Origin of the sequence: Vibrio sp. Isolate22 (assembly GCF_022398115.1) — a bacterium.
In the GTDB taxonomy this organism is placed as follows: domain Bacteria; phylum Pseudomonadota; class Gammaproteobacteria; order Enterobacterales; family Vibrionaceae; genus Vibrio.
On the sequence record NZ_JAKEUW010000007.1, the window covers coordinates 72,472 to 93,330 of the forward strand.

At 45.2% G+C, this 20,859-nt stretch carries 16 protein-coding genes; 8 read left to right on the forward strand and 8 right to left on the reverse strand.

The annotated features are described in order from the left end of the window. The first annotated feature begins 188 nt into the window (after positions 1-188). The 5 genes from glnA (at position 189) to L1D55_RS06605 (ending at position 7,812) form a co-directional block, all read left to right on the forward strand. Positions 189-1,598, forward strand: coding sequence for a glutamate--ammonia ligase (gene glnA, locus L1D55_RS06585; protein ID WP_004741473.1), 1,410 nt, complete (start codon positions 189-191; stop codon positions 1,596-1,598). 227 nt (positions 1,599-1,825) lie between these two features. Continuing rightward, positions 1,826-2,383, forward strand: a complete 558-nt coding sequence (locus tag L1D55_RS06590; RefSeq protein ID WP_239916926.1) for a DUF4124 domain-containing protein — start codon at positions 1,826-1,828, stop codon at positions 2,381-2,383. A 168-nt stretch (positions 2,384-2,551) separates the two neighbouring features. Beyond that, positions 2,552-3,628 (forward strand): nitrogen regulation protein NR(II), encoded by a 1,077-nt coding sequence (gene glnL, locus L1D55_RS06595; protein WP_032554366.1) that lies wholly within the window; start codon positions 2,552-2,554, stop codon positions 3,626-3,628. Positions 3,629-3,736: 108 nt separating this feature from the next. After that, on the forward strand, positions 3,737-5,140 hold the full coding sequence (gene glnG / locus L1D55_RS06600; RefSeq protein WP_239916927.1) for a nitrogen regulation protein NR(I): 1,404 nt from the start codon (positions 3,737-3,739) through the stop codon (positions 5,138-5,140). 107 nt (positions 5,141-5,247) lie between these two features. After that, a complete protein-coding gene (locus L1D55_RS06605; RefSeq protein ID WP_239916928.1) occupies positions 5,248-7,812 on the forward strand; it encodes an EAL domain-containing protein in 2,565 nt (854 codons plus the stop codon). Between the two features lie 83 nt (positions 7,813-7,895). Here L1D55_RS06605 and hemN read toward each other — a convergent pair whose 3' ends face one another. The 5 genes from hemN to L1D55_RS06630 all read right to left on the reverse strand — a co-directional run bounded on the left by hemN (position 7,896) and on the right by L1D55_RS06630 (position 12,448). Continuing rightward, positions 7,896-9,287: an oxygen-independent coproporphyrinogen III oxidase gene (hemN, locus tag L1D55_RS06610; protein WP_239916929.1), complete on the reverse strand. Its 1,392-nt coding sequence runs from the start codon at positions 9,285-9,287 to the stop codon at positions 7,896-7,898. 282 nt (positions 9,288-9,569) lie between these two features. After that, entirely contained in the window at positions 9,570-10,058 is a 489-nt protein-coding gene (locus L1D55_RS06615; protein WP_008218483.1) for a DUF2489 domain-containing protein, read from the reverse strand. A gap of 6 nt (positions 10,059-10,064) precedes the next feature. Then, complete coding sequence (yihI, locus tag L1D55_RS06620; protein ID WP_102423525.1) at positions 10,065-10,622, reverse strand: Der GTPase-activating protein YihI; 558 nt, start codon at positions 10,620-10,622, stop codon at positions 10,065-10,067. Further along, positions 10,622-11,260: a class I SAM-dependent methyltransferase gene (locus L1D55_RS06625; protein WP_102423524.1), complete on the reverse strand. Its 639-nt coding sequence runs from the start codon at positions 11,258-11,260 to the stop codon at positions 10,622-10,624. The genes yihI and L1D55_RS06625 overlap by 1 nt, the downstream gene beginning before the upstream one ends. A gap of 570 nt (positions 11,261-11,830) precedes the next feature. Next, a complete protein-coding gene (locus L1D55_RS06630) occupies positions 11,831-12,448 on the reverse strand; it encodes a c-type cytochrome (protein ID WP_102423523.1) in 618 nt (205 codons plus the stop codon). Positions 12,449-12,596: 148 nt separating this feature from the next. Between L1D55_RS06630 and yihA the strand changes: the two genes are divergently transcribed. Both yihA and L1D55_RS06640 read left to right on the forward strand, forming a co-directional pair. Next, positions 12,597-13,256 (forward strand): ribosome biogenesis GTP-binding protein YihA/YsxC, encoded by a 660-nt coding sequence (yihA, locus tag L1D55_RS06635; RefSeq protein ID WP_128162415.1) that lies wholly within the window; start codon positions 12,597-12,599, stop codon positions 13,254-13,256. Positions 13,257-13,479: 223 nt separating this feature from the next. Then, positions 13,480-14,079 (forward strand): GTP-binding protein, encoded by a 600-nt coding sequence (locus L1D55_RS06640; RefSeq protein ID WP_239916930.1) that lies wholly within the window; start codon positions 13,480-13,482, stop codon positions 14,077-14,079. A 506-nt stretch (positions 14,080-14,585) separates the two neighbouring features. Here the strand turns inward: L1D55_RS06640 and polA are convergent. The 3 genes from polA to hemB all read right to left on the reverse strand — a co-directional run bounded on the left by polA (position 14,586) and on the right by hemB (position 19,641). Beyond that, complete coding sequence (gene polA / locus L1D55_RS06645; RefSeq protein WP_239916931.1) at positions 14,586-17,384, reverse strand: DNA polymerase I; 2,799 nt, start codon at positions 17,382-17,384, stop codon at positions 14,586-14,588. Between the two features lie 701 nt (positions 17,385-18,085). Continuing rightward, positions 18,086-18,520 carry a GNAT family N-acetyltransferase gene (locus L1D55_RS06650; RefSeq protein WP_239916932.1) on the reverse strand — a complete coding sequence of 145 codons (435 nt, stop codon included), beginning with the start codon at positions 18,518-18,520 and terminating at the stop codon, positions 18,086-18,088. A 77-nt stretch (positions 18,521-18,597) separates the two neighbouring features. Further along, positions 18,598-19,641, reverse strand: coding sequence for a porphobilinogen synthase (gene hemB, locus L1D55_RS06655; protein ID WP_239916933.1), 1,044 nt, complete (start codon positions 19,639-19,641; stop codon positions 18,598-18,600). A 208-nt stretch (positions 19,642-19,849) separates the two neighbouring features. Between hemB and L1D55_RS06660 the strand changes: the two genes are divergently transcribed. Beyond that, positions 19,850-20,611, forward strand: coding sequence for a TatD family hydrolase (locus L1D55_RS06660; RefSeq protein ID WP_239916934.1), 762 nt, complete (start codon positions 19,850-19,852; stop codon positions 20,609-20,611). Positions 20,612-20,859 lie beyond the last annotated feature (248 nt).

The following is a 20,859-nucleotide window of genomic DNA, read 5'->3' on the forward strand; positions in this document are numbered from 1 at the left end:
GGTGCAAAACTAGAGACAGGCGAAATAGCAAAACAAGTAACACATTGAAATTAATGGAATAATTTTTTTGGCACGCTTTTGGCAATAGATAAATCAGCATCGATTAATGCACTTGTTAGACATTAATCAATGCTAGTTTCAACCGAATCGAGCTAATACCAAATTAATAACACTGGAGGTTATCCAAGATGTCAGTAGAAAACGTACTATCGCTGATCCAAGAGAACGAAGTTAAATTTGTAGACCTACGCTTTACAGATACTAAAGGTAAAGAGCAGCATATCTCTATTCCTTCTCACCAAGTTGACGCAGACTTCTTCGAAGAAGGTAAAATGTTCGACGGCTCTTCAGTAGCTGGTTGGAAAGGCATCAACGAATCTGACATGGTAATGATGCCAGACGCATCATCTGCTGTTCTAGACCCATTCACAGAAGACGCAACGCTAAACATCCGTTGTGACATTCTAGAGCCTGCAACTATGCAAGGCTACGACCGTGACCCACGCTCAATCGCAAAACGCTCTGAAGAGTACATGCGCTCTACAGGTATCGCAGACACAGTTCTAATTGGTCCTGAGCCAGAGTTCTTCCTATTTGACGACGTTAAATTTGCAACTGACATGTCAGGTTCTTTCTTCAAGATCGACGACATCGAAGCAGCATGGAACACAGGTTCTGACGTAGAAGGCGGTAACAAAGGTCACCGTCCAGGCGTTAAAGGCGGTTACTTCCCAGTAGCTCCAGTTGATTCATCTCAAGACATCCGTTCAGCAATGTGTCTAGTAATGGAAGAGATGGGCCTAGTTGTAGAAGCGCACCACCACGAAGTAGCAACTGCGGGTCAAAACGAAATCGCAACTCGCTTCAACACGCTAACAACGAAAGCTGACGAAACTCAAATCTACAAGTACGTTGTACACAACGTTGCTCACGCATTTGGTAAAACAGCGACATTCATGCCTAAGCCACTAGTTGGTGATAACGGTTCTGGTATGCACGTTCACCAATCTCTAGCAAAAGACGGTGTAAACCTGTTTGCTGGTGATAAGTACGGCGGCCTATCTGAAATGGCACTTTACTACATCGGTGGTGTAATCAAGCACGCTCGCGCTATCAACGCATTTGCTAACCCATCAACTAACTCGTACAAGCGTCTTGTACCAGGCTTCGAAGCTCCAGTTATGCTTGCTTACTCTGCACGTAACCGTTCTGCTTCAATCCGCATCCCAGTGGTACCAAGCCCTAAAGCACGTCGTATCGAGCTACGTTTTGGTGACCCAGCAGCGAACCCATACCTATGCTACTCAGCAATGCTAATGGCTGGTCTTGACGGTATTAAGAACAAGATCCACCCAGGCGAAGCTATGGATAAAGATCTATACGACCTACCAGCTGAAGAAGCTGCAGAAATCCCAACAGTGGCTTACTCACTAAAAGAAGCTCTAGAGTGTCTAGACGCTGACCGTGAGTTCCTAACAGCTGGCGGTGTATTCTCTGACGACTTCATCGACTCTTACATCGACCTTAAGTCTCAAGATGTAGAGAAAGTAAACATGACAACTCACCCACTTGAGTTCGAACTGTACTACTCTGTTTAATCTCTGGTAGATAAGCTTTCTTACTGCAATCATGTAAGAATCGCTGACTAAATATTAGGCTCGCCTCGCAGGCGGGCCTTTTTTATATTCTCCCAACCTCTCCTTCTTCGTAACATGCCTTAGATAATAGACAAAAGCCCTCAGAGGCTGTCGAACTAAATACAATAAAATCAATAACAAACCAACACCAAACGTGAAATCACCTAACGGTGAAAGGGGCCAACCATATGAAAAAAATACTGTTCCTATTCGGGTTAACAGTCGCATTCTCATGCTCTGCTCAAACGGTTTATACCTGGGTAGATGAAGATGGCGTACTTCATTTTAGTGATACACCGACAGACAAAGGCGCTAAGTCTCTTGAGCTTCCGGATGTTCAAGCCTCTGCACCCGCACCTAAATTCGAGCCATCGAAACCCGTTGACGACCAAGCCACCTCAACCCTTCCAAACCAAGAGCAACCAAAAGCACAACAGACCGAGCGAGAAGTCCCAGCGCCATTAGCTCTTACTATGCTCACTCCCATTCACGACCAAACTATCCGCAGTAATCGTGGCTTCATCTCAATTCAAATCGAACTCAACCGTAAACTGGGCATTGGCGAACAGCTGCAATTGATGCTCGACGGACGACGTTATGGCGCACCACAAACCCAACCTAACTGGCAGTTGAAAGATATCGATCGCGGCACTCACACCATTGCAATTCAAGCACATAGAAGCGGCAAGCTTATTGCATCTACTAGTCCAGTCACCGTGTATTTACATCGAGCGACGATCAAGTAGGCCAATGGGTTAAAAGAGACTAGATAACATCAACTTTTTACCTGTTCTCAGCAGCTTTTCGCGACTTTTATGAATTATCTTTAGCTTCTGATTGATATGCGCCATACTTGAACTTAGCTACGCACCAATTTGGTGCAGTGAGAAAAACACCAGTTCAAGGACGAAATAGTGAATCGATCAGCCAAAAGCGACAGCATAGATACACACCATCTTTCCAACGCCATTCTCGATAATATGGTGACATCGACATTGATGCTCGATGAACAGTTATACGTGCGATACGCCAACCCGGCAGCTGAACAGCTCTTTTCACAAAGTGCGAGACGCATTGTTGATCACCCACTAAGTCAACTTATCCAACACGCTTCGCTCGACTTAGCACTGCTTACTCAACCTCTACAGAGTGGCCAGAGCATTACCGACAGTGACGTGACTTTTGTTGTCGATAATCGCCCGCTGATGCTTGAAGTGACGGTAAGCCCGATCACCTGGCAGCGCGAGACGCTGCTGCTCGTTGAGATGCGCAAGATCGACCAACAAAGGCGTCTCAGCCAAGAGTTAAACCAACATGCACAACAACAAGCGGCGAAGCTGCTAGTACGCGGTTTAGCTCATGAAATCAAGAACCCGTTGGGTGGCTTAAGAGGGGCGGCACAACTGCTTGGAAAGATGCTTCCCGATCAATCACTGAATGAATACACCCAGATCATTATTGAGCAGGCCGATCGCTTACGCGCCTTGGTCGACCGTCTGCTTGGCCCGCAAAAACCAGGAACCAAGTCAGAAGAGAACCTCCACCAGATACTCGAAAAAGTCAGGCAGTTGGTCGAGCTCGAATCTGGCTCAACATTAGCTATTGAACGAGACTACGATCCAAGTCTGCCACCAATTGTGATGGACTCAGCGCAGGTTGAACAAGCGATGCTCAATATCGTGAGCAACGCAGCGCAGATTTTAAAAGAACAGGATTCAGGCAAGATCACCATTCGCACCAGAACGGTGCATCAAGCCAACATTCATGGTCAGCGACACAAACTCGCAGCACGTATTGAGATCAGCGATAACGGCCCGGGCATCCCCGATGAGTTAAAAGACACCCTGTTCTACCCCATGGTCAGTGGGCGTGAGGGCGGTACAGGATTGGGGCTATCGATATCTCAAAACCTAATCGACCAGCACAACGGAAAAATAGATGTTGAGAGCTGGCCGGGAAACACCACATTTACGATTTACTTGCCTATTTAAACGAAGCAACACCTCTTGATGGAGAAACCAAGCTTCAGGCAAGGAACGAATACAGAACAATAAAAACAATGATTATCACAATAGATTTGGCTGCAAAGGAATTGAATTATGAGTAAGGGATACGTTTGGGTCGTCGATGACGACAGCTCTATCCGCTGGGTAGTAGAAAAAACACTTTCATCTGCGGATATAAAGTGTGAAACATTTGCTGATGCAGAGAGCGTACTGCTTGCGCTTGAACGCGAGACACCCGACGTATTGGTGTCAGATATCCGCATGCCCGGCATTGACGGGATTGAGCTATTGCATCAAGTGCACCAACGCTCTCCCGATCTACCTGTGATTATCATGACGGCGCACTCCGACTTAGATGCTGCGGTGAATGCTTATCAAAAAGGCGCCTTTGAATATCTGCCTAAACCGTTTGATATCGATGAGACACTTACCCTCGTAGAGCGAGCGATCGCTCACAGCCAAGAACAAAAGCGCGAACAAGCTAACGAAGCCTCTGAAGAGACCAACGCCCCTGAAATTATTGGTGAAGCGCCAGCAATGCAGGAAGTATTTCGTGCTATCGGTCGTTTGTCTCGCTCATCGATATCGGTATTGATTAACGGTGAATCGGGTACTGGTAAAGAGCTGGTTGCCCATGCTTTACATCGCCACAGCCCAAGAGCAAAGAAGCCTTTCATTGCCCTAAATATGGCGGCAATACCGAAAGACCTCATCGAATCAGAACTGTTTGGTCACGAGAAAGGTGCCTTTACCGGTGCTAACAGCGTTCGCCAAGGACGCTTTGAACAAGCCAACGGCGGCACCCTATTTCTGGATGAGATCGGTGACATGCCACTCGACATTCAGACTCGTTTGTTGCGTGTACTTTCTGATGGTCAGTTCTATCGTGTCGGCGGTCACTCTGCAGTTAAGGTAGACGTTCGTATCGTTGCCGCTACCCACCAAGATCTAGAACGACTAGTGCATGAGGGCGATTTCCGTGAAGATTTGTTCCACCGACTCAACGTTATTCGGATTCACATTCCTGCCCTACGTGAACGTAAACAAGATATCGAAAAGCTGACTCATCATTTCCTAGCCTCAGCGGCTGAAGAACTTGGTGTGGAAGTGAAAACCCTACACCCAGAAGCCATAATCAAGCTGAATCAGCTAAATTGGCCAGGTAACGTGCGTCAGCTGGAGAACATTTGTCGTTGGTTGACCGTAATGGCAAGTGGCAGTGAAATCCTTCCTTCAGATCTACCACCAGAGCTATTGGAAGAGAAAACCGTCGCACCAACAGGGACTGGCGATAACTGGCAGCAGCTGCTTGCTAATTGGGCAAAATGTGCACTTGATTCAGGAGAAAAAGAGCTGCTCACTTATGCTCTTCCGGAGTTTGAACGTATACTGCTAGAGGCTGCACTCAACCATACGAATGGTCACAAGCAGGATGCAGCCAAGGTTTTGGGTTGGGGAAGAAACACCCTAACTCGTAAACTCAAAGAACTGTACTAGGCCTTATATGACTCTCGATGCAGCTACTTTTTAACCAAAAAAGTGTCGCTTGGTTTGAATAGTATCGGTACAATTACAGTACGCTATTCACCAAAGTTGTAGCAACGATGTCTTTGAAAACACAAATTACATTGAGAACCGCTGTGGTTCTGCCCTTCGTGCTGATTTTTCTATTCACTATGGGCGTAATGGTTTTCACTCAAAAGCAAAGCTACAAAGAGATGGTGAGTGATATTAGTGCACGCCAGCTAACATCACTCACAGACAATGTTCATCAAAGCCTAGATGAGTTCTTAGAGAAGCCGTTTCACGCCAACCTCTCGTTAAGCCAAAACATCGGCTATCACAAGCTTTATCAGCCAGGAAACCTTAGCAAGGTTCAAGACTACATCCTTTACAAATTCTCTGACCATTTCACGGCTGTGCCGCAATTGGATGTGATCGGCTTTGGTTCAGAAGACGGCAATTATGTCGGCTTCCGTAAAGAGGCTAACAACGGCTATACCTTAATGGTGCAGGATGACCGCACTCAAGATCAGCTAGTTATCTATCGCGGCAGTAAGATCAGTGACGATATTCGCTCAGTCATTTCTGGATACGATCCAAGAGTTCGCCCTTGGTATCGCCCTGTAGTGAACACCAAAGAGGCGTCATGGTCTCCGATCTATGCCAACGCCGATGAACGCCAAGAAATCACCCTGTCAGCCCTCGCCCCGATCTATGACGACAACGAGTTCAAAGCGGTAATCGTCAGTGATATCAAGATCAACACCTTCAACGCGTTCTTGAGAGAACTGAAGGAAAAAACCGATGCGTCGGTTTACATCATCGATCAACAGCAACGCTTAGTCGCCCACTCTGGCGGTAGCAGTGTGGTTTCTTGGGGTACAGGCAAAACCAATAGAGGCCAACGCTTATTAGCTACCGAGAGCGCTAACCCAGTCATACGCGAGAGTGCTAGCTACATTGACCAACAGCACTTGATTGAAAAAGAGGGGCTCCAACGCTTCAGATTCACCTTAGATGGCGAACAGTACTTCAATCAAATTACTCCCTACCAGGATGAACATGGCATCACTTGGTTTATCGGTATGTCAATTTCCAAAACCAACTTGCTTGGCGAGCTGCCTGAAAACCAAAGGGATAGCTGGCTGATTGGGCTCACTGTGAGTTGCATTGGCATCTTACTCGGCTTAATCGCCTTCAACCGCGTGACCCAGCCAATCACCTCAACCGCTGATGCGGCAAAGCGCCTTGCCAACGGTGATTGGGATACCAATATGCCGAAGTCTGGCCATATTTATGAAACCAGTATGTTGGTCGAAGCATTCAATGAGATGGCCAACAATCTAAAGGCTTCATTTAAGCAATTGCAGTCTCAACTGACTTACGATTCGCTCACTAAGCTTTATAGTAGAGAAGGTTTTATCGATGCAGCTAAGAAGAGTGCTGCTAACGAGAAAGGTACGCTTTTCTTAGTCGGCATTGACCGCTTCCGCGACATCAATGACAGCCTTGGTCATTACAATGGTGACCAACTGTTGATCATCTCTGCGGCGCGCTTACGTGGCATGCTACCTTCAGAATATCTACTCGCCCGCGCCGGTGGTGATGAATTTGCTATCTACGCACCGAATGTCACCCAAGAGAGTGAGGTTCAGCTACTGGCAAACCGCTTATTGCAAACTTTCGCTTCTCCATTTGCGATGGAATCTGAAAGCGTGATGATTAAAGTCTCGATTGGTATTGTCCATGTATCCAACGAACAAGATATTACGGTGTGGCTTCGTAATAGCAGCATTGCATTGAGTAATGCGAAGCAAGACAAAGCGCGAGTCAGTGTTTACAGCTCTGAGATGGGGAACGCATCTAGGCACAGAACCAAGATGCTGGCACGCCTTAATAAAGCAATTGACCTTCAACAGTTCGAACCGTTTTATCAGCCAATCATTGATCTTGAATCTGGCTCAACCATCGGGGCTGAAGCTCTGGCTCGTTGGGTAACGGATGAAGGTGTTATCTCGCCACTAGAGTTTATTCCTCTTGCCGAGGAGAGCGGGCTCATCTACGACATAGGTAAGCAGATCCTGCATAAGTCTTGCCGAGATACGGCTATCGCGATTGAGTCAGGCAAGTGGAGTGAAGACTTCTCTATTCACGTTAATCTCTCAGTTGACCAGCTTAGTGAGAGTGGTTTCATTGACTTAGTTAAGAAAACTCTGAGTGAGACCAAGCTACCAGCGAAAAACCTCACTTTAGAAATCACCGAGTCACGAATCGTAGATAACGACCCGACTGTCATCGACAACATGCTGACACTCAAAGCCTTAGGTATCTCGATTGCAATTGATGATTTTGGTACCGGGTATTCGTCACTGGCCTACCTACAAAAACTGCCATTAGACTGCCTTAAGATCGACCGCAGCTTTGTCAGCAAGCTCGATAAAGAGAACCTAGATAGCTCAATTGTTGCCGCTATCGTCAATATCACCAAAGGCTTCAAGGTTAGCTTAGTCGCAGAAGGTGTTGAGACTCAGCAGCAAGCTGACTTGCTTAAACAGCTGCAATGTCCACAAGCGCAAGGCTTCCTATACAGCCGCCCGGTACCGTTTGAGCAGTGGCCGACTGATCTTGCTAACGCTAAACAAGACCGCAAAGAGACTCCTGCCTAAACAAGCTAAGATTAGCGTAAGCCGAATACAAAAATGCCAGCATGATGCTGGCATTTTTTATGTTTTGATTCTCGAGTGAGTGATTAGATAACGCGAGAGAATTGCTGTTGGCGAGCCTTAGCACGCAAGTATTTATCGAAACACATACAGATGTTACGAATTAGCAGGCGACCACGAAGCGTTACGCGGATTTCTTTGTCGTCTACTTCAACCAAGTCATCGTTAATGAAGGTTTGCAGAAGCTCTAAGTCTTCTTTGAAGTAACGATTAAAATCAACAGCGAACTCAGATTCGATCATCGTCTTATCGAGTTTGAAGTTACAGATCAGCTGCTTAATCACTTCACGACGCAGTAAATCATCGTTATCTAGTGCGACACCTTTCCAAAGCGCATGGCGAAGGTCATTCACTTGAGCGTAGTATTTCTTAAGTTCTTTTTGGTTTTGCGCGTAAGAGTCACCCACCATAGAGATAGCCGACACACCAAAACCTACTAGGTCACACTCGCCCTGAGTCGTGTAGCCTTGGAAATTACGGTGCAGTACACCTTCACGCTGTGCCACTGCTAGCTCATCTTCAGGAAGCGCGAAGTGGTCCATACCGATAAACTGGTAACCAGCACCCGTTAGAGTCTCGATAGTATCTTGCAAGATAGCCATCTTCTCTTCAGCTTTTGGCAGGTCTTCATCTTTAATCTTACGCTGCGCCGCAAACAGTTGTGGCATGTGAGCATAGTTAAATACCGATAGACGACCAGGTTTCATCTCAAGTACTTGCTTCAGCGTTTCAGCGAACAGTGCTTGAGTCTGCTTAGGCAAGCCGTAAATCAAATCTAGGTTCGTTGAACGGAAGCCAAGATCTTTAGCACGCTGAACCATAGCTACGATGAACTCTTCATCTTGCTCACGGTTCACCAGCTTTTGCACTTCTTTATTGAAATCTTGAACACCGATACTCAGGCGGTTGAAGCCTTCGTTACGCAGGTGATCCAGTACGTCGAGTTCAATCTCACGTGGGTCAACCTCGATGCTGATCTCAGCGTCAGCAGTGAAGTTAAACTCATCACGTAGGATCATCATTAGACGCGTGATTTGTGCCTTGCTTAGGAAAGTTGGCGTACCACCACCGAAGTGCAGTTGAGTCACTTCACGGCCATTCAACAAAGAAGCGCGTTGGCGGATTTCATGTTCAATCACATCTAGGTACTCGTCCGCTTTGTGCGAGTGACGAGTAATCACCTTGTTACAACCACAGTAGTAACAAAGCTTGTGGCAGAACGGGATATGTACGTAAAGCGACAGTGGACGCTCTGGGTATTGCGTACACGCCATGTCGTAATCAGAGACGGTAAACGCTTCATGGAACTCCAACGCAGTTGGGTATGAAGTGTAACGAGGTCCCGAATAGTTGTACTTGTTTAAGATTTCTTGGTCCCAAACGATTTGCTGATTCGTTGTTACTGGCTTGCTCGACATAGCGGTACTTCCAATTTAGATCCGCGAGAACCTAGGCTCTCTCAAATCAATTTACATACATTAAAATATAGACGGGTTATTTTGCCACACGACCTGTAAGGTCGTTTCAAGACAAAATCCATTTTCTGGATAAAAACTCAGAACTGCTAGCTTGATCACTAACAATGCACCGGAATACGGAGGTGCAAAAGGTAAGAAGGCTCATTTAGCACTCGGGTTAAAGATAATTCATCTTAAAAACACCGGTAGTAAACAAGCCTCTATATTTAATAGTCTTAGCGACTAGATCATCTGGATGTTGATTTGGTTGTTAAGAGGCTTAACCTTCTCCTGCAACCTTTTCAAATCCTCGATGACTGCATCGTTCAAGCGAGTCTCTGCCTTGTGGCGTGTGAGATTCTGCTGCATGCGCTCTTTCTTTGTCAGCTCCTGCCTTTCTTCTCCGCGCGCCATATCTTTAACAATATGGTACAGCTCGGAAAGGGCCGGATATTCTGCGTCAAGATCGACACGCTCATCTCCCTGGACATTATCCATGATGATACACACTCGGATACTGATCTCAGGCAAATCACACTGGCCTTGAATACCCGCAAGGCATAAAGTATTTACGTTTTCGTAAATCGTCGCGTTACGTTTTTCAATCGCTAGTGCTTGATGCTGCTTTTGCAACTCCGTCTGCTTCTTCACTTGAAGTAGAAGGTAACCTGCGTAAGAGCCCAAGCCGAGAATGATAATTCCACCAGCAATTGCTAATAAGGTTACGTTCATTGGCTATTAACCCTTAAAGCTGTCTAAGTCGATATCTTCGAATTGAGATAGCAAGTCTTCATCAGAGTTTGCTTTCTTGTTCGATACTACCGGCGTTTCTTCGAAGAACTCTTCTTCATCGTCTTCTGGCTCTAATAGACCCAAACGGCCCATTAGGTGCTCAATGCGATCAAGTTTCTCATCAACGAACTTCTGTAGACCTGCACCTAGGTTTTCACCATTTTCGATACGGTCTAGTAGTGTGTTCAGTTGTGGATCATTCTCAAGCATCTCTAACTCTTGCTCGTTAGATAGCTTGCGCTCTTGCTTAGTTAGCTTCTTCACTGGTTCAACGATCAGTGGGATTTTTTTCTTGCTGCCTAAACGTGGGTCGCGAGCTTGTGCTGCTTTACGTTGTTTAGCGTCGCTACCATCTGAGTGGCGGCTGCCTGATTTTAGGCCTTTACGCTTTTTCAGACGCTTACGTTCACGACCTTCAACGTCAGATTCGCTACGGTTACGAGTAACGATAACTTCAGGAGCACCATATGCTCCCGGCTTTCTAGATTTTTTACTACGGCTCATTACTGGGTCTTCCTCAGTAAAATTACATCATTTCCAATAAATTCGAGTTCGAGCTTATCCCGCTCTGCCAAAAACTGGAATGTTTGACGACTAAAGAAGACGACATGTGTCGGGTCATTCTTATAGTGCCAACCAGCAAACGCGTCCACGTCTATTACTAGCTTGGTCATCAGACCAATCCAGCCCTTGGGCTTAACTAAATTCAACCATTGCTGCCACACCTTATCTGGGTGGTAAAGATGCTCTATCACCTCGGTGGCAGTCATAAAGTCATACGTTTTCTCTAGCACAGAAGTTTCTGGGTGGTAGTAAATATCGTACAACTCCATGGTGTGTCCGGCTTCTTCTAACATAATAGATAGCGTAGGGCCCGGGCCACAACCAAAATCCAACCCGTGTGAGTTAGATGAAATTTTGTCTGTTAATGGATCCGCGATACGAGATAAAAAGCGGCGATAACCGGCATCACTAGGATCGTTCTCATGGAGATCATAGTGCGCTTTCTCTTCGTTTGCTTCTAACCTTTGATCTGGTTTTACAAATACCAGCTCACATTGCTGACACTGCAGATAGGCTCTGCGTTTGTCTTCAAAATAGTGATTCACGCCTTGGTGATGGCATAAGGGACAAGTATACATAGCACATCCTTAAACAGGGATGCGAAACATACCAGAAACTGCGTTTATAGTGGAGAGGTATTGGGTGTTTTTTCATCAAATCAATAAAAAAAGCGATAGGAAAACCTATCGCTCTCTAAATCTGCCTATATCGGCCAAAATTTGCATACTCAACTTGGTACACAAATCTCCATTTGTTATTGGTGCTTTCCATGCCAAATTTGTTTGTTGTTCATCGTCCTGATGAGTTTTGGCTATCCTTTTCTAACACCTTGTTGCTGGGCTGTCCTAGCCTGATCCGTTTCTGTCTATACCGTTAGACTAGATGATCATCCGTATCTAAGTCAGCTCCTAGCTGATGGCGGTTACTTTACCGTGTTACAAAAAGACTACAATAGTGCGACTTCACACTTTCGAACACTAATTGATCACATATTGATAAATTAGACGCAAAAAGATAAATCATCACAAATATCTATTGGTGATACCCTGAAAAAGAAAACGCCCCAATCATTTCTGATCGGGGCGTCTTCTTCAATCTCGCTCGAACGTACATTTCTTCACTCTGGCTAAGAGCGAGAAACCGACAAATTAGTGTAGACCACCAACGTACTTCGATAAGGTATCAATTTCTGCGTCTGTTAACTTTTTAGCTACATCACGCATCATCGCATTCATGTCGTTATTACGGCTACCATCGCGGAATTTTTCAAGTTGAGCCTTGATGTATTCTGCGTGTTGGCCTGAAATTTTAGGGAAGCCTGACAGCTCGGTGCCGTTACCACGAGGGCCGTGACAAGCGATACACGCTGTTAGGCCGCGCTCTGCGTTGCCCGCTGTGTATAGGATCTTACCTTCTTCAACTACGTTCTCAGGAGTAGAGTTGTTAGAGATTGGCAGAGATGCGTAGTATGCCGCTAGGTCAGCCATGTCTTGTTCAGACAGAGGCATCGCCATTGCACCCATTACAGGTTCATTACGACCTTGCTTACCACCACTTGTCATACCTAGCTTAAGCTCTTTTAACTGCTTCTCTAGGTACTTCTCATGTTGACCAGCCAACTTAGGGTACTGAGTGATCAGACTGTTGCCGTCAGCACCGTGGCAGGCAACACATGTTTGTGATTTGGCTTTACCAGCTTCAATACTACCTTGAGCCCATACTGAGCAGCTGGCTAAAAGACTCAAAATTAGCGCTAATTTCTTCATGACATTCCATTATAATTATCAAGCTTCCAGTACCACTCTATGTTGCCACTCATGGTACAATAGGCGACCTTATGCCGAGCACGGTTATTTTACACAAATTCACAAAAAAGTAATCAATCGACTACACAAAGTCGAGATGGAGTTAACAGTGAGCGTAAAAATTCATTATCAAAACACGCATTTCATTACCAGTGCACCTGATATTCGTCACTTACCAGAAGACGAAGGGATCGAAATTGCGTTTGCAGGACGCTCCAATGCTGGTAAATCTAGCGCGTTAAATCGCGTTACCAACCAAAAAAGCTTGGCGAAAACCAGTAAAACACCTGGTCGTACTCAGCTTATTAACCTATTTAAGGTGACGGACGGTTGTCATATCGTCGATTTACCTGGGTATGGTTTTGCTCAAGTACCGCTTGAGATGAAGAAAAAGTGGCAGAAGTCGCTAGGTGAATACCTTCAAAAACGTGAATCGTTGAAAGGTTTGGTGGTATTGATGGACATTCGCCACCCAATGAAAGACCTAGACCAACAAATGATTTTCTGGGCCATTGATAGCCGTATTCCAGTACAAGTGCTGCTAACTAAAGCCGACAAGCTGAAGCAAGGTGCACGTAAAGCACAGCTGCTGAAGATTCGTAAAGATGCGCAATCTTTCGGTGGTGATGTCGCTGTTGATGTTTTCTCTTCACTGAAAGGCATTGGTGTTGACCAACTGCGTAACAAGATGGATGAATGGTTCGCGCCAGCGCTTGCTGATCAACTCATCGACGAACTAGAAAACGAAGAACACAACGATTCAGAGTAGTCTCTCTATATAGAGGGGACACATAGCGAATCGATCGCGACTCCAAGAGATCGCACCTTATCAATACCCTGCCTTATATAGGTGGGGTATTTTTTGTCTATAAATTAGCGGGTTAAACTCAAAAACCGAGAATAAAAAATAAGATAAACCCGTTACAAACAACAGAAGTGAACCATACTAAAAGACAAACTTGTATAAACAGTACAATGAGAAAGGAACACTCATGTGGAAAATGCCCCTAATCGTAATAGCGCTGATAATAGTTTCATTTTCAGGACTCGCCTCTGAAAAAGAAGCAACGGAAACGCCACTGATCAACGTAGATATGACTTTAGACCTTGATGGCATGGAGAGGTATGCTCAAGATGCGAGCCAATCTCTGGAGGTGATATCTCAGTCACTGCAAGCCATCGTCAATAACCCTAACCTTAGTGACGAACAACAACTGGCGCTTAATCAAACGGTTGAAAGCATTAACAAACTCGCCGACACCACCAAAACCTCGCTCAAGGAACTGCCACAAGCCTTAGACCAATCACGCGCCGCCTTTAAGCAAACCAGCCAAACGCTGATCGATGATATCCAAACCAAAATCATCATCGCTTTGGTTGCCGTTGTGGGTGTGATTATTATCGCCCTAACCGCGATTTACCTATTGATCTTGAAGCCTATGCAGCAAACCTTGGTAAAAGCGACCAACAATATCTCTTCAATGGCGCAGTCCATACAGATCACCGCCGAAGCCCTCAAATACAGCACAGAAAAACAACAGAAAATCATGGACTATATTGAGCATTCACCCACTCAATGCACTGATAAATAAGGCGCGAGCGATCAATCCTTTATCGGCACTTTGTAAAGTAAAAGTTATTTCAACTGATAAAACAATCATTTTATGTGTGGATTTAAATTACCAATTGCTGATTGAATTCCAAATTCACAACGAATGGAATAGATAAAGAAGGCACTTAAAAAGCGTAACAAAAGCACTAGAAATGGGGCATTTTTCAGGGGAATGGTAGGTTGGAAATATTTTTCTTTCGCACAAGAAAAAACGCCCCAGTCAAATACTGACTGGGGCGGCTGAATCAGCCTAATCCAATAACGTGAAACAAAAGGTCTGAAAGATAGAACATCTTACCTCTGTACCCTACGAGATTTAATGTACAACAATTGCTCAGAAATGAAAACAATTTTTGTAGTTTTTTTTCATGAATGTTTTATTAAAACACTTAAACCCTTTGTGGGATTGAACTTTATTCGAGACAAAAAAAAGCCAGTGTTTGTGCACTGGCTCATACTAATTTGCTCAATAAGGTCAAAAACTGATTAGTGGGCTTGATCCCAGTTGTCACCGTGACCCGCTTCCGCAACAAGCGGCACATCTAGGTCAGCAGCAGATTCCATCAATTCTTGTACTTTACTTTCAATTTCGGCTAAAGATGACTCTTCCACTTCAAATACCAACTCATCGTGTACTTGCATCAATAGCTTAACTCGACCATCACCTTCCGCTTGAATCCACTCATCCACCAACAGCATCGCTTTCTTAATGATGTCTGCCGCTGTACCTTGCATTGGCGCGTTAATCGCTGCACGTTCAGCAGCCTTACGACGCATACCATTACGAGATTGGATTTCAGGTAGGTGCAGACGACGACCATAAATGGTTTCAACGAAGCCTTGCTCTGAAGCTGCGCTGCGTGTGTCTTCCATGTACTGCATCACACCAGGGTAGCGCTCGAAGTAAGTATCCATATAGTGCTGTGCTTCACCACGAGGAATACCTAGCTGCTTAGCCAAGCCAAACGCACTCATGCCGTAGATAAGACCGAAGTTAACCGCTTTAGCACGACGACGTTGCTCAGAAGTCACATCCTCAATATTAACGCCAATGATCTCAGCTGCCGTTGCCGCGTGGATATCTTTGCCTTGTTGGAATGCCTCCAGTAGCGCTTTATCACCCGATAGGTGTGCCATGATACGCAATTCAATTTGAGAATAATCGACTGCCAGAATCTTCCAACCGTGTTGTGCAACGAATGCTTGGCGGATACGACGGCCTTCTTCATTACGAATTGGGATGTTCTGTAGGTTTGGATCGGTCGAAGACAAACGACCTGTCGCCGTTACCGCTTGATGATACGAGGTGTGAACACGACCCGTTTCTGCATTGATCATCTTCGGTAGTTTGTCAGTGTACGTAGACTTCAGCTTCGCCAGACCACGATACTCAATGATCAACTTCGGTAGCGGGTAATCTAGCGCCAGTTCCTGTAGTACTTCTTCATTAGTTGAAGGCGAGCCAGATGGCGTTTTCTTGATAACAGGCAGGCCCATTTTCTCGAACAGAATCGCTTGCAGCTGTTTTGGCGAGTTCATGTTGAACTCTTGCTCAGCAATCTCGTAAGCTTTTTGTTCTAGCTCATCAAGACGAACCGCAATCTCTTGTGACTGTGCACCTAGCAACATGTCATCAACGAATACACCGGTACGTTCAATGCGAGACATGACTGGAATCAGCGGTACTTCGATCTCTTCATAGATCGCTTTTAGCTTTTCGTCTTGCTCGATGTTTTCCATTAAGCGATTATGCAGACGCAGTGTTACATCAGCATCTTCAGCCGCATATGGAGAAGCTTCACCCAGCTCAATCTGATTGAACGTCAGTTGTTTCTTACCTTTACCTGCAATCTGCTCGAACGAGATGCAGCTATGTTGTAGGAAACGCAACGCCAAGCTGTCCATATCATGCTTACCGCCAACGCTATTGAAAACGTAAGACGCTAGCATGGTGTCATGCTTGATGCCTTTCATCTCAATACCGTAGCGCGCTAAGACGCTCATATCGTACTTGAGGTTTTGACCCACTTTAGCTTGTGCATCATCTTCAAGAATCGGCTTAAGCTGCTCTAGTACCCAATCGCGATCCAGCTGTTGTGGTGCGTCTAGGTAGTCATGAGCAACCGGTACGTAAGCGGCAACACCTTCTTCAGTTGCGAACGATAGACCAACCAGGTTAGCCACCATGTAATCTAGGCTGTCTGTCTCGGTGTCAAAAGCAAACACCTCTGCCGCTTTCAACTTCTCTAGCCAAACGTTGAAAGTCTCTTCATCAAGAATGGTTTCGTACTTGCTACGATCAATCGTCACTGCTGAAGTGTTCATTTCAACGGTTGAGGTTGCCGATGCACCACTGCTACGTACAGCGCCCGATTTCTCATCAGCTTCAACGACACCAGTACCACCCTCAAGGAGTTCATTTAGCCAAGATTTGAAGACCAGTTGACCATATAGCTTGATCAGCTCATCGGTATTTGGTTGTGTTTTTACGAGTGATTCTGGCGTCTCTTCAAGCTCAACATCCAACTTAATCGTCGCCAGTTGGTAAGACATCTCAGCGTTATCTTTGTTGTCGACAAGCTTCTTAGCCATCGTCTTAGAACCACGGAAACCAAGCGCTGCAATATCATCTAGGTTTTGGTACAGCTTCTCGATGCTACCAATGCCTTGCAGTAGAGCTGTCGCTGTTTTGTCACCGACACCTGGTACGCCAGGAATGTTATCCACTTTATCACCCATCAGAGCAAGGTAATCGATGATAAGCTCAGGTGGGATGCCAAATTTCTCGATAACGCCTTCGCGATCCATCACCACGTTGGTCATGGTGTTGATCAAAGTAACGTTGTCATCAACCAGCTGCGCCATATCTTTATCGCCAGTACTGATCAAAACCGGCATGCCTGATTTAGATGCTTGAGAAGCCAGCGTACCGATCACGTCATCCGCTTCAACGCCAGGGATCGAGATAAGTGGCAGACCCATTGCACGAATCACGTTGTGTAAAGGTTCGATCTGGCAACGCAGATCATCCGGCATAGGTGGACGATTAGCCTTGTACTCTGGGTACATGTCATCACGGAACGTCTTTCCTTTCGCATCAAAAATAACCGCAATACGATCAGAAGCAAATTGACGCATCATGCTGCGCAGCATGTTAACTACACCGTAAACCGCGTTAGTTGGGATATCACCATTGCTCATGGTGCCAGGGTAAGCATGAAACGCGCGATATAAGTAAGAAGAGCCATCGATCAGAATCAATGGATTATCAGGAATACGAGCCATAATGTTTGTGTATCCAGTAAGTACAGAAATTATCTGTTAAGAATGCCACGTCTGTTGGTTGGATTCCACGTTGTCGATCCGTATCCGTTCACTCGGTTGTGTTCGATATAATCAATTTGTTGTTATTTTTTGTTCTTAGATACAGGCATTCTGTGGATAACTCTGTTTATATTATTTATCCACCCTGTTGAGAACTAAGACAGACAAAGCAGAAAACACAAACAAACCATTGAAAATAAAGCAAAAATTTACAGATCGAACAGATGATCAACGATCTTTTTAAGATCTTGCGTTGTGGAAAAGAATGCTGATGGCGTTTTATTCATAAAAATACGTGCTACTAAATATGCATCCTGTTGAAATGGTGGACATAAAAAAAGCGACACCCGAAGATGTCGCCTAGCAAAAACCGGTAAAGCCATTCAAATTGAATACCACAGCTTTACCTAAAAGCTATAAATTACACTGGAAGCAATGTGAGCAATGTCGTGTCAAAAAGAACTTAGTACAAGTTCGCGAGAATTCTGTTGGGTAACCAAGTTGATACTTGATTACTTAACATCCTTGTGAACATTTCCTCATTCCCTAAGACAGGTTTAATAATAATGATTCTCATTTAATAGTCAACAACTAAATGATAATAAATCTCATTTAATTTTTATTGACTGATTAATGCCACGACTTCAACGCGTTGATTAAACCTATAACTGCTTTACGAAGTGAATGCGATGTTCTCGAATATCCTCTTTTTCTTCCAGTTTTTCGATTTGGTAACCATTCCTCAATAGTAGACGTAACATGGCAGGAAACTGATTACGCGATTTCACTTTGAGTTGTTGGTAGCCTTGTTGTTTCACCCACTGCTCTTGAACATCTAATTGAGCCTGTGCGACTCCTTTGTTTCTCGCGAGCGGCGATACACCACCAAACCAACTGTAAAAAGTGTTCGGTTCCAATTCATAGCCGATCTTAAAACCCAGTAACACACCCGCTTCTTCCGCGACTAAAATCAAACTCTTCTTGTCTGATAAGCGTTGTGAAAGAGAAGCCACACTCTCTTTTTGAGCAAACTCGTTAATCTGCTCAACAACCGAAACCACTTCTTCCATTGAGCCTTCACGCACGATGACTGACATACTTTCCACCCTCATAAACGAAAGGGTTGGCACGACGGCCAACCCTTTAAATACTCTTTTAGCTTAACCTAAAGTCGTTACTTTTCTCTTAGATACTCAGCGGCCTTTGCATTGTCTTCAGCTAGCCACTCAGCTACATCTTTAGCAAAGTAAGTTAGGATGCCATCCACGCCAGCACGCTTAAAGCACAGTAGTGATTCCATTACTGTATCGCGCTCTTTCAGCCAGCCGTTTTGAATCGCCGCTTTGTGCATCGCGTATTCGCCAGACACTTGGTATGCATACGTAGGAGCTTGCAGCTCATGCTTCACACGGCGCACGATATCTAGGTAAGGCATACCTGGTTTCACCATCACCATGTCCGCACCTTCGTTAAGATCCATAGCGACTTCGTGAATGGCTTCATCACTGTTTGCAGGATCCATCTGGTAGTTCTTCTTGTTACCACCTTTCAGGTTAGACGCACTGCCGACAGCATCGCGGAATGGGCCGTAGTAGCACGACGCGTATTTCGCCGAGTACGCCATGATTTGAGTGTGAATGTGACCCGCTTCTTCTAGCGCTTCACGAATTTTACCGATACGGCCATCCATCATGTCAGATGGAGCAACCACGTCAGCACCCGCCTCAGCGTGAGACAATGCCTGTTTGATCAGCACTTCTGTTGTCTCATCATTCATCACGTAACCATCTTCATCGATGATGCCATCTTGGCCGTGAGTGGTGAACGGGTCTAGTGCGACATCTGTGATAACACCAATGTTCGGCACATGTTCTTTTAGTGAGCGTACAGCACGCTGAACCAAGCCTTCAGAGTTATGGGCTTCAGCCGCGCATAAGCTTTTAGCATCTTGGTTCACGACTGGGAATAGAGCAATCGCAGGAACACCCAATTTAGAAAGGTAATCCGCTTCCTCAAGCATAAGGTCGATCGACAGGCGTTCAACACCCGGCATAGACTCTACAGGCTCGCGGCGGTCTTTACCCATTAAGATAAACATTGGGTAGATTAGATCATCCACAGACAATTGATTTTCTGCCATTAGGCGACGGCTAAAGTCGTGCTTACGCATACGGCGCATACGGCGACCTGGGAATTGACCTTGAATTGAAACAGACACTAGATTCTCCTTGCCTAGTCTAAGTACCGAAATACTTAGATATGAAAAGTGCTAAATACAGGCAAAAGCATATCACTGATGGCTCAGGACGCTAGCAGTAAAATATAAAACCCACTCAAAAACAGGGAGAAATGGCAAAAAATGACCTTCTCCTCACACTGCCGTATACTCATGGCAACTCAGTAAAGACCGCATTCAGGACAAAACAATGATCGACACCCATGCTCATATTTACGCTAGCGAATTCGATGAAGACCGCGAACAAGTGGTGCAGCGCGCACTGGCTCAAGGTATTGATACAATTCTACTACCAAACATCGACTTAGAATCTATCGAGCCAATGCTAGCAACGGAAGCTCAATTTCCGGAAGTATGTCGTTCAATGATGGGCTTACACCCTTGTTATGTTGATGGAAATATTGAAGAAACGCTAAAGACCATTCGCGCTTGGTTCGATAAACGCGACTTTATCGCGGTGGGTGAAATCGGTATCGATCTCTACTGGGATAAAACCTTTAAAGCCGAACAAGAGATGGCCTTCGTTACCCAACTGCAGTGGGCAAAAGAACTCGACCTGCCGGTGGTTATCCACACTCGAGATTCAATAGAAGAGACTCTGACTCTGCTAAAACAAGAGCAAGATGGCAGCTTACGTGGTGTATTTCACTGCTTTGGCAGCAGCCTAGAAGAAGCTCAAGCGATCAACGCACTCGGCTTCCACCTTGGTTTAGGGGGTGTTTCAACCTTTAAGAATTCAGGTATGGATAAGGTCATCCCACACCTAGATATGGACTACGTTATCTTAGAAACGGACTGCCCTTACTTAGCGCCAGCGCCAAACCGTGGTAAACGCAATGAACCAGCGTACACAGAGCTAGTCGCAAAACGCATTGCCGATCTACGAGGCATCACTCTAGAAGAGGTTGAAGCGATCACAACAAGCAACGCTAAATCATTGTTTAATTTGTAAATAAAACCGAAAGCAATTTCTATTGTTTTCAATAAAATTCATTTGTTAATACGCGGTGATGTGTATATTATCAACCACCTGCATATGGAGGTAGTTGATTATGTGTGACCATTCACAACACTTACAACGTCAACATCGAACCCTATGGCATAAGATTTTGGGCATCAAAGAGCTCTATGTATGTCAAAACTGTGGCTATCAGTTGAAGATTCGATAATCAGACATAATAAAAAAGCGGCCTAGGACCG

Excerpts from the sequence above, each read along its gene's own strand:
- glnA (WP_004741473.1), top strand. The coding sequence starts at position 189 with ATGTCAGTAGAAAACGTACTATCGCTGATCCAAGAGAACGAAGTTAAA.
- L1D55_RS06590 (WP_239916926.1), top strand. The coding sequence starts at position 1,826 with ATGAAAAAAATACTGTTCCTATTCGGGTTAACAGTCGCATTCTCATGC.
- glnG (WP_239916927.1), top strand. The coding sequence starts at position 3,737 with ATGAGTAAGGGATACGTTTGGGTCGTCGATGACGACAGCTCTATCCGC.
- L1D55_RS06605 (WP_239916928.1), top strand. The coding sequence starts at position 5,248 with ATGTCTTTGAAAACACAAATTACATTGAGAACCGCTGTGGTTCTGCCC.
- hemN (WP_239916929.1), bottom strand. The coding sequence starts at position 9,287 with ATGTCGAGCAAGCCAGTAACAACGAATCAGCAAATCGTTTGGGACCAA.
- L1D55_RS06615 (WP_008218483.1), bottom strand. The coding sequence starts at position 10,058 with ATGAACGTAACCTTATTAGCAATTGCTGGTGGAATTATCATTCTCGGC.
- yihI (WP_102423525.1), bottom strand. The coding sequence starts at position 10,622 with ATGAGCCGTAGTAAAAAATCTAGAAAGCCGGGAGCATATGGTGCTCCT.
- L1D55_RS06625 (WP_102423524.1), bottom strand. The coding sequence starts at position 11,260 with ATGTATACTTGTCCCTTATGCCATCACCAAGGCGTGAATCACTATTTT.
- L1D55_RS06630 (WP_102423523.1), bottom strand. The coding sequence starts at position 12,448 with ATGAAGAAATTAGCGCTAATTTTGAGTCTTTTAGCCAGCTGCTCAGTA.
- L1D55_RS06640 (WP_239916930.1), top strand. The coding sequence starts at position 13,480 with ATGTGGAAAATGCCCCTAATCGTAATAGCGCTGATAATAGTTTCATTT.
- polA (WP_239916931.1), bottom strand. The coding sequence starts at position 17,384 with ATGGCTCGTATTCCTGATAATCCATTGATTCTGATCGATGGCTCTTCT.
- L1D55_RS06650 (WP_239916932.1), bottom strand. The coding sequence starts at position 18,520 with ATGTCAGTCATCGTGCGTGAAGGCTCAATGGAAGAAGTGGTTTCGGTT.
- L1D55_RS06660 (WP_239916934.1), top strand. The coding sequence starts at position 19,850 with ATGATCGACACCCATGCTCATATTTACGCTAGCGAATTCGATGAAGAC.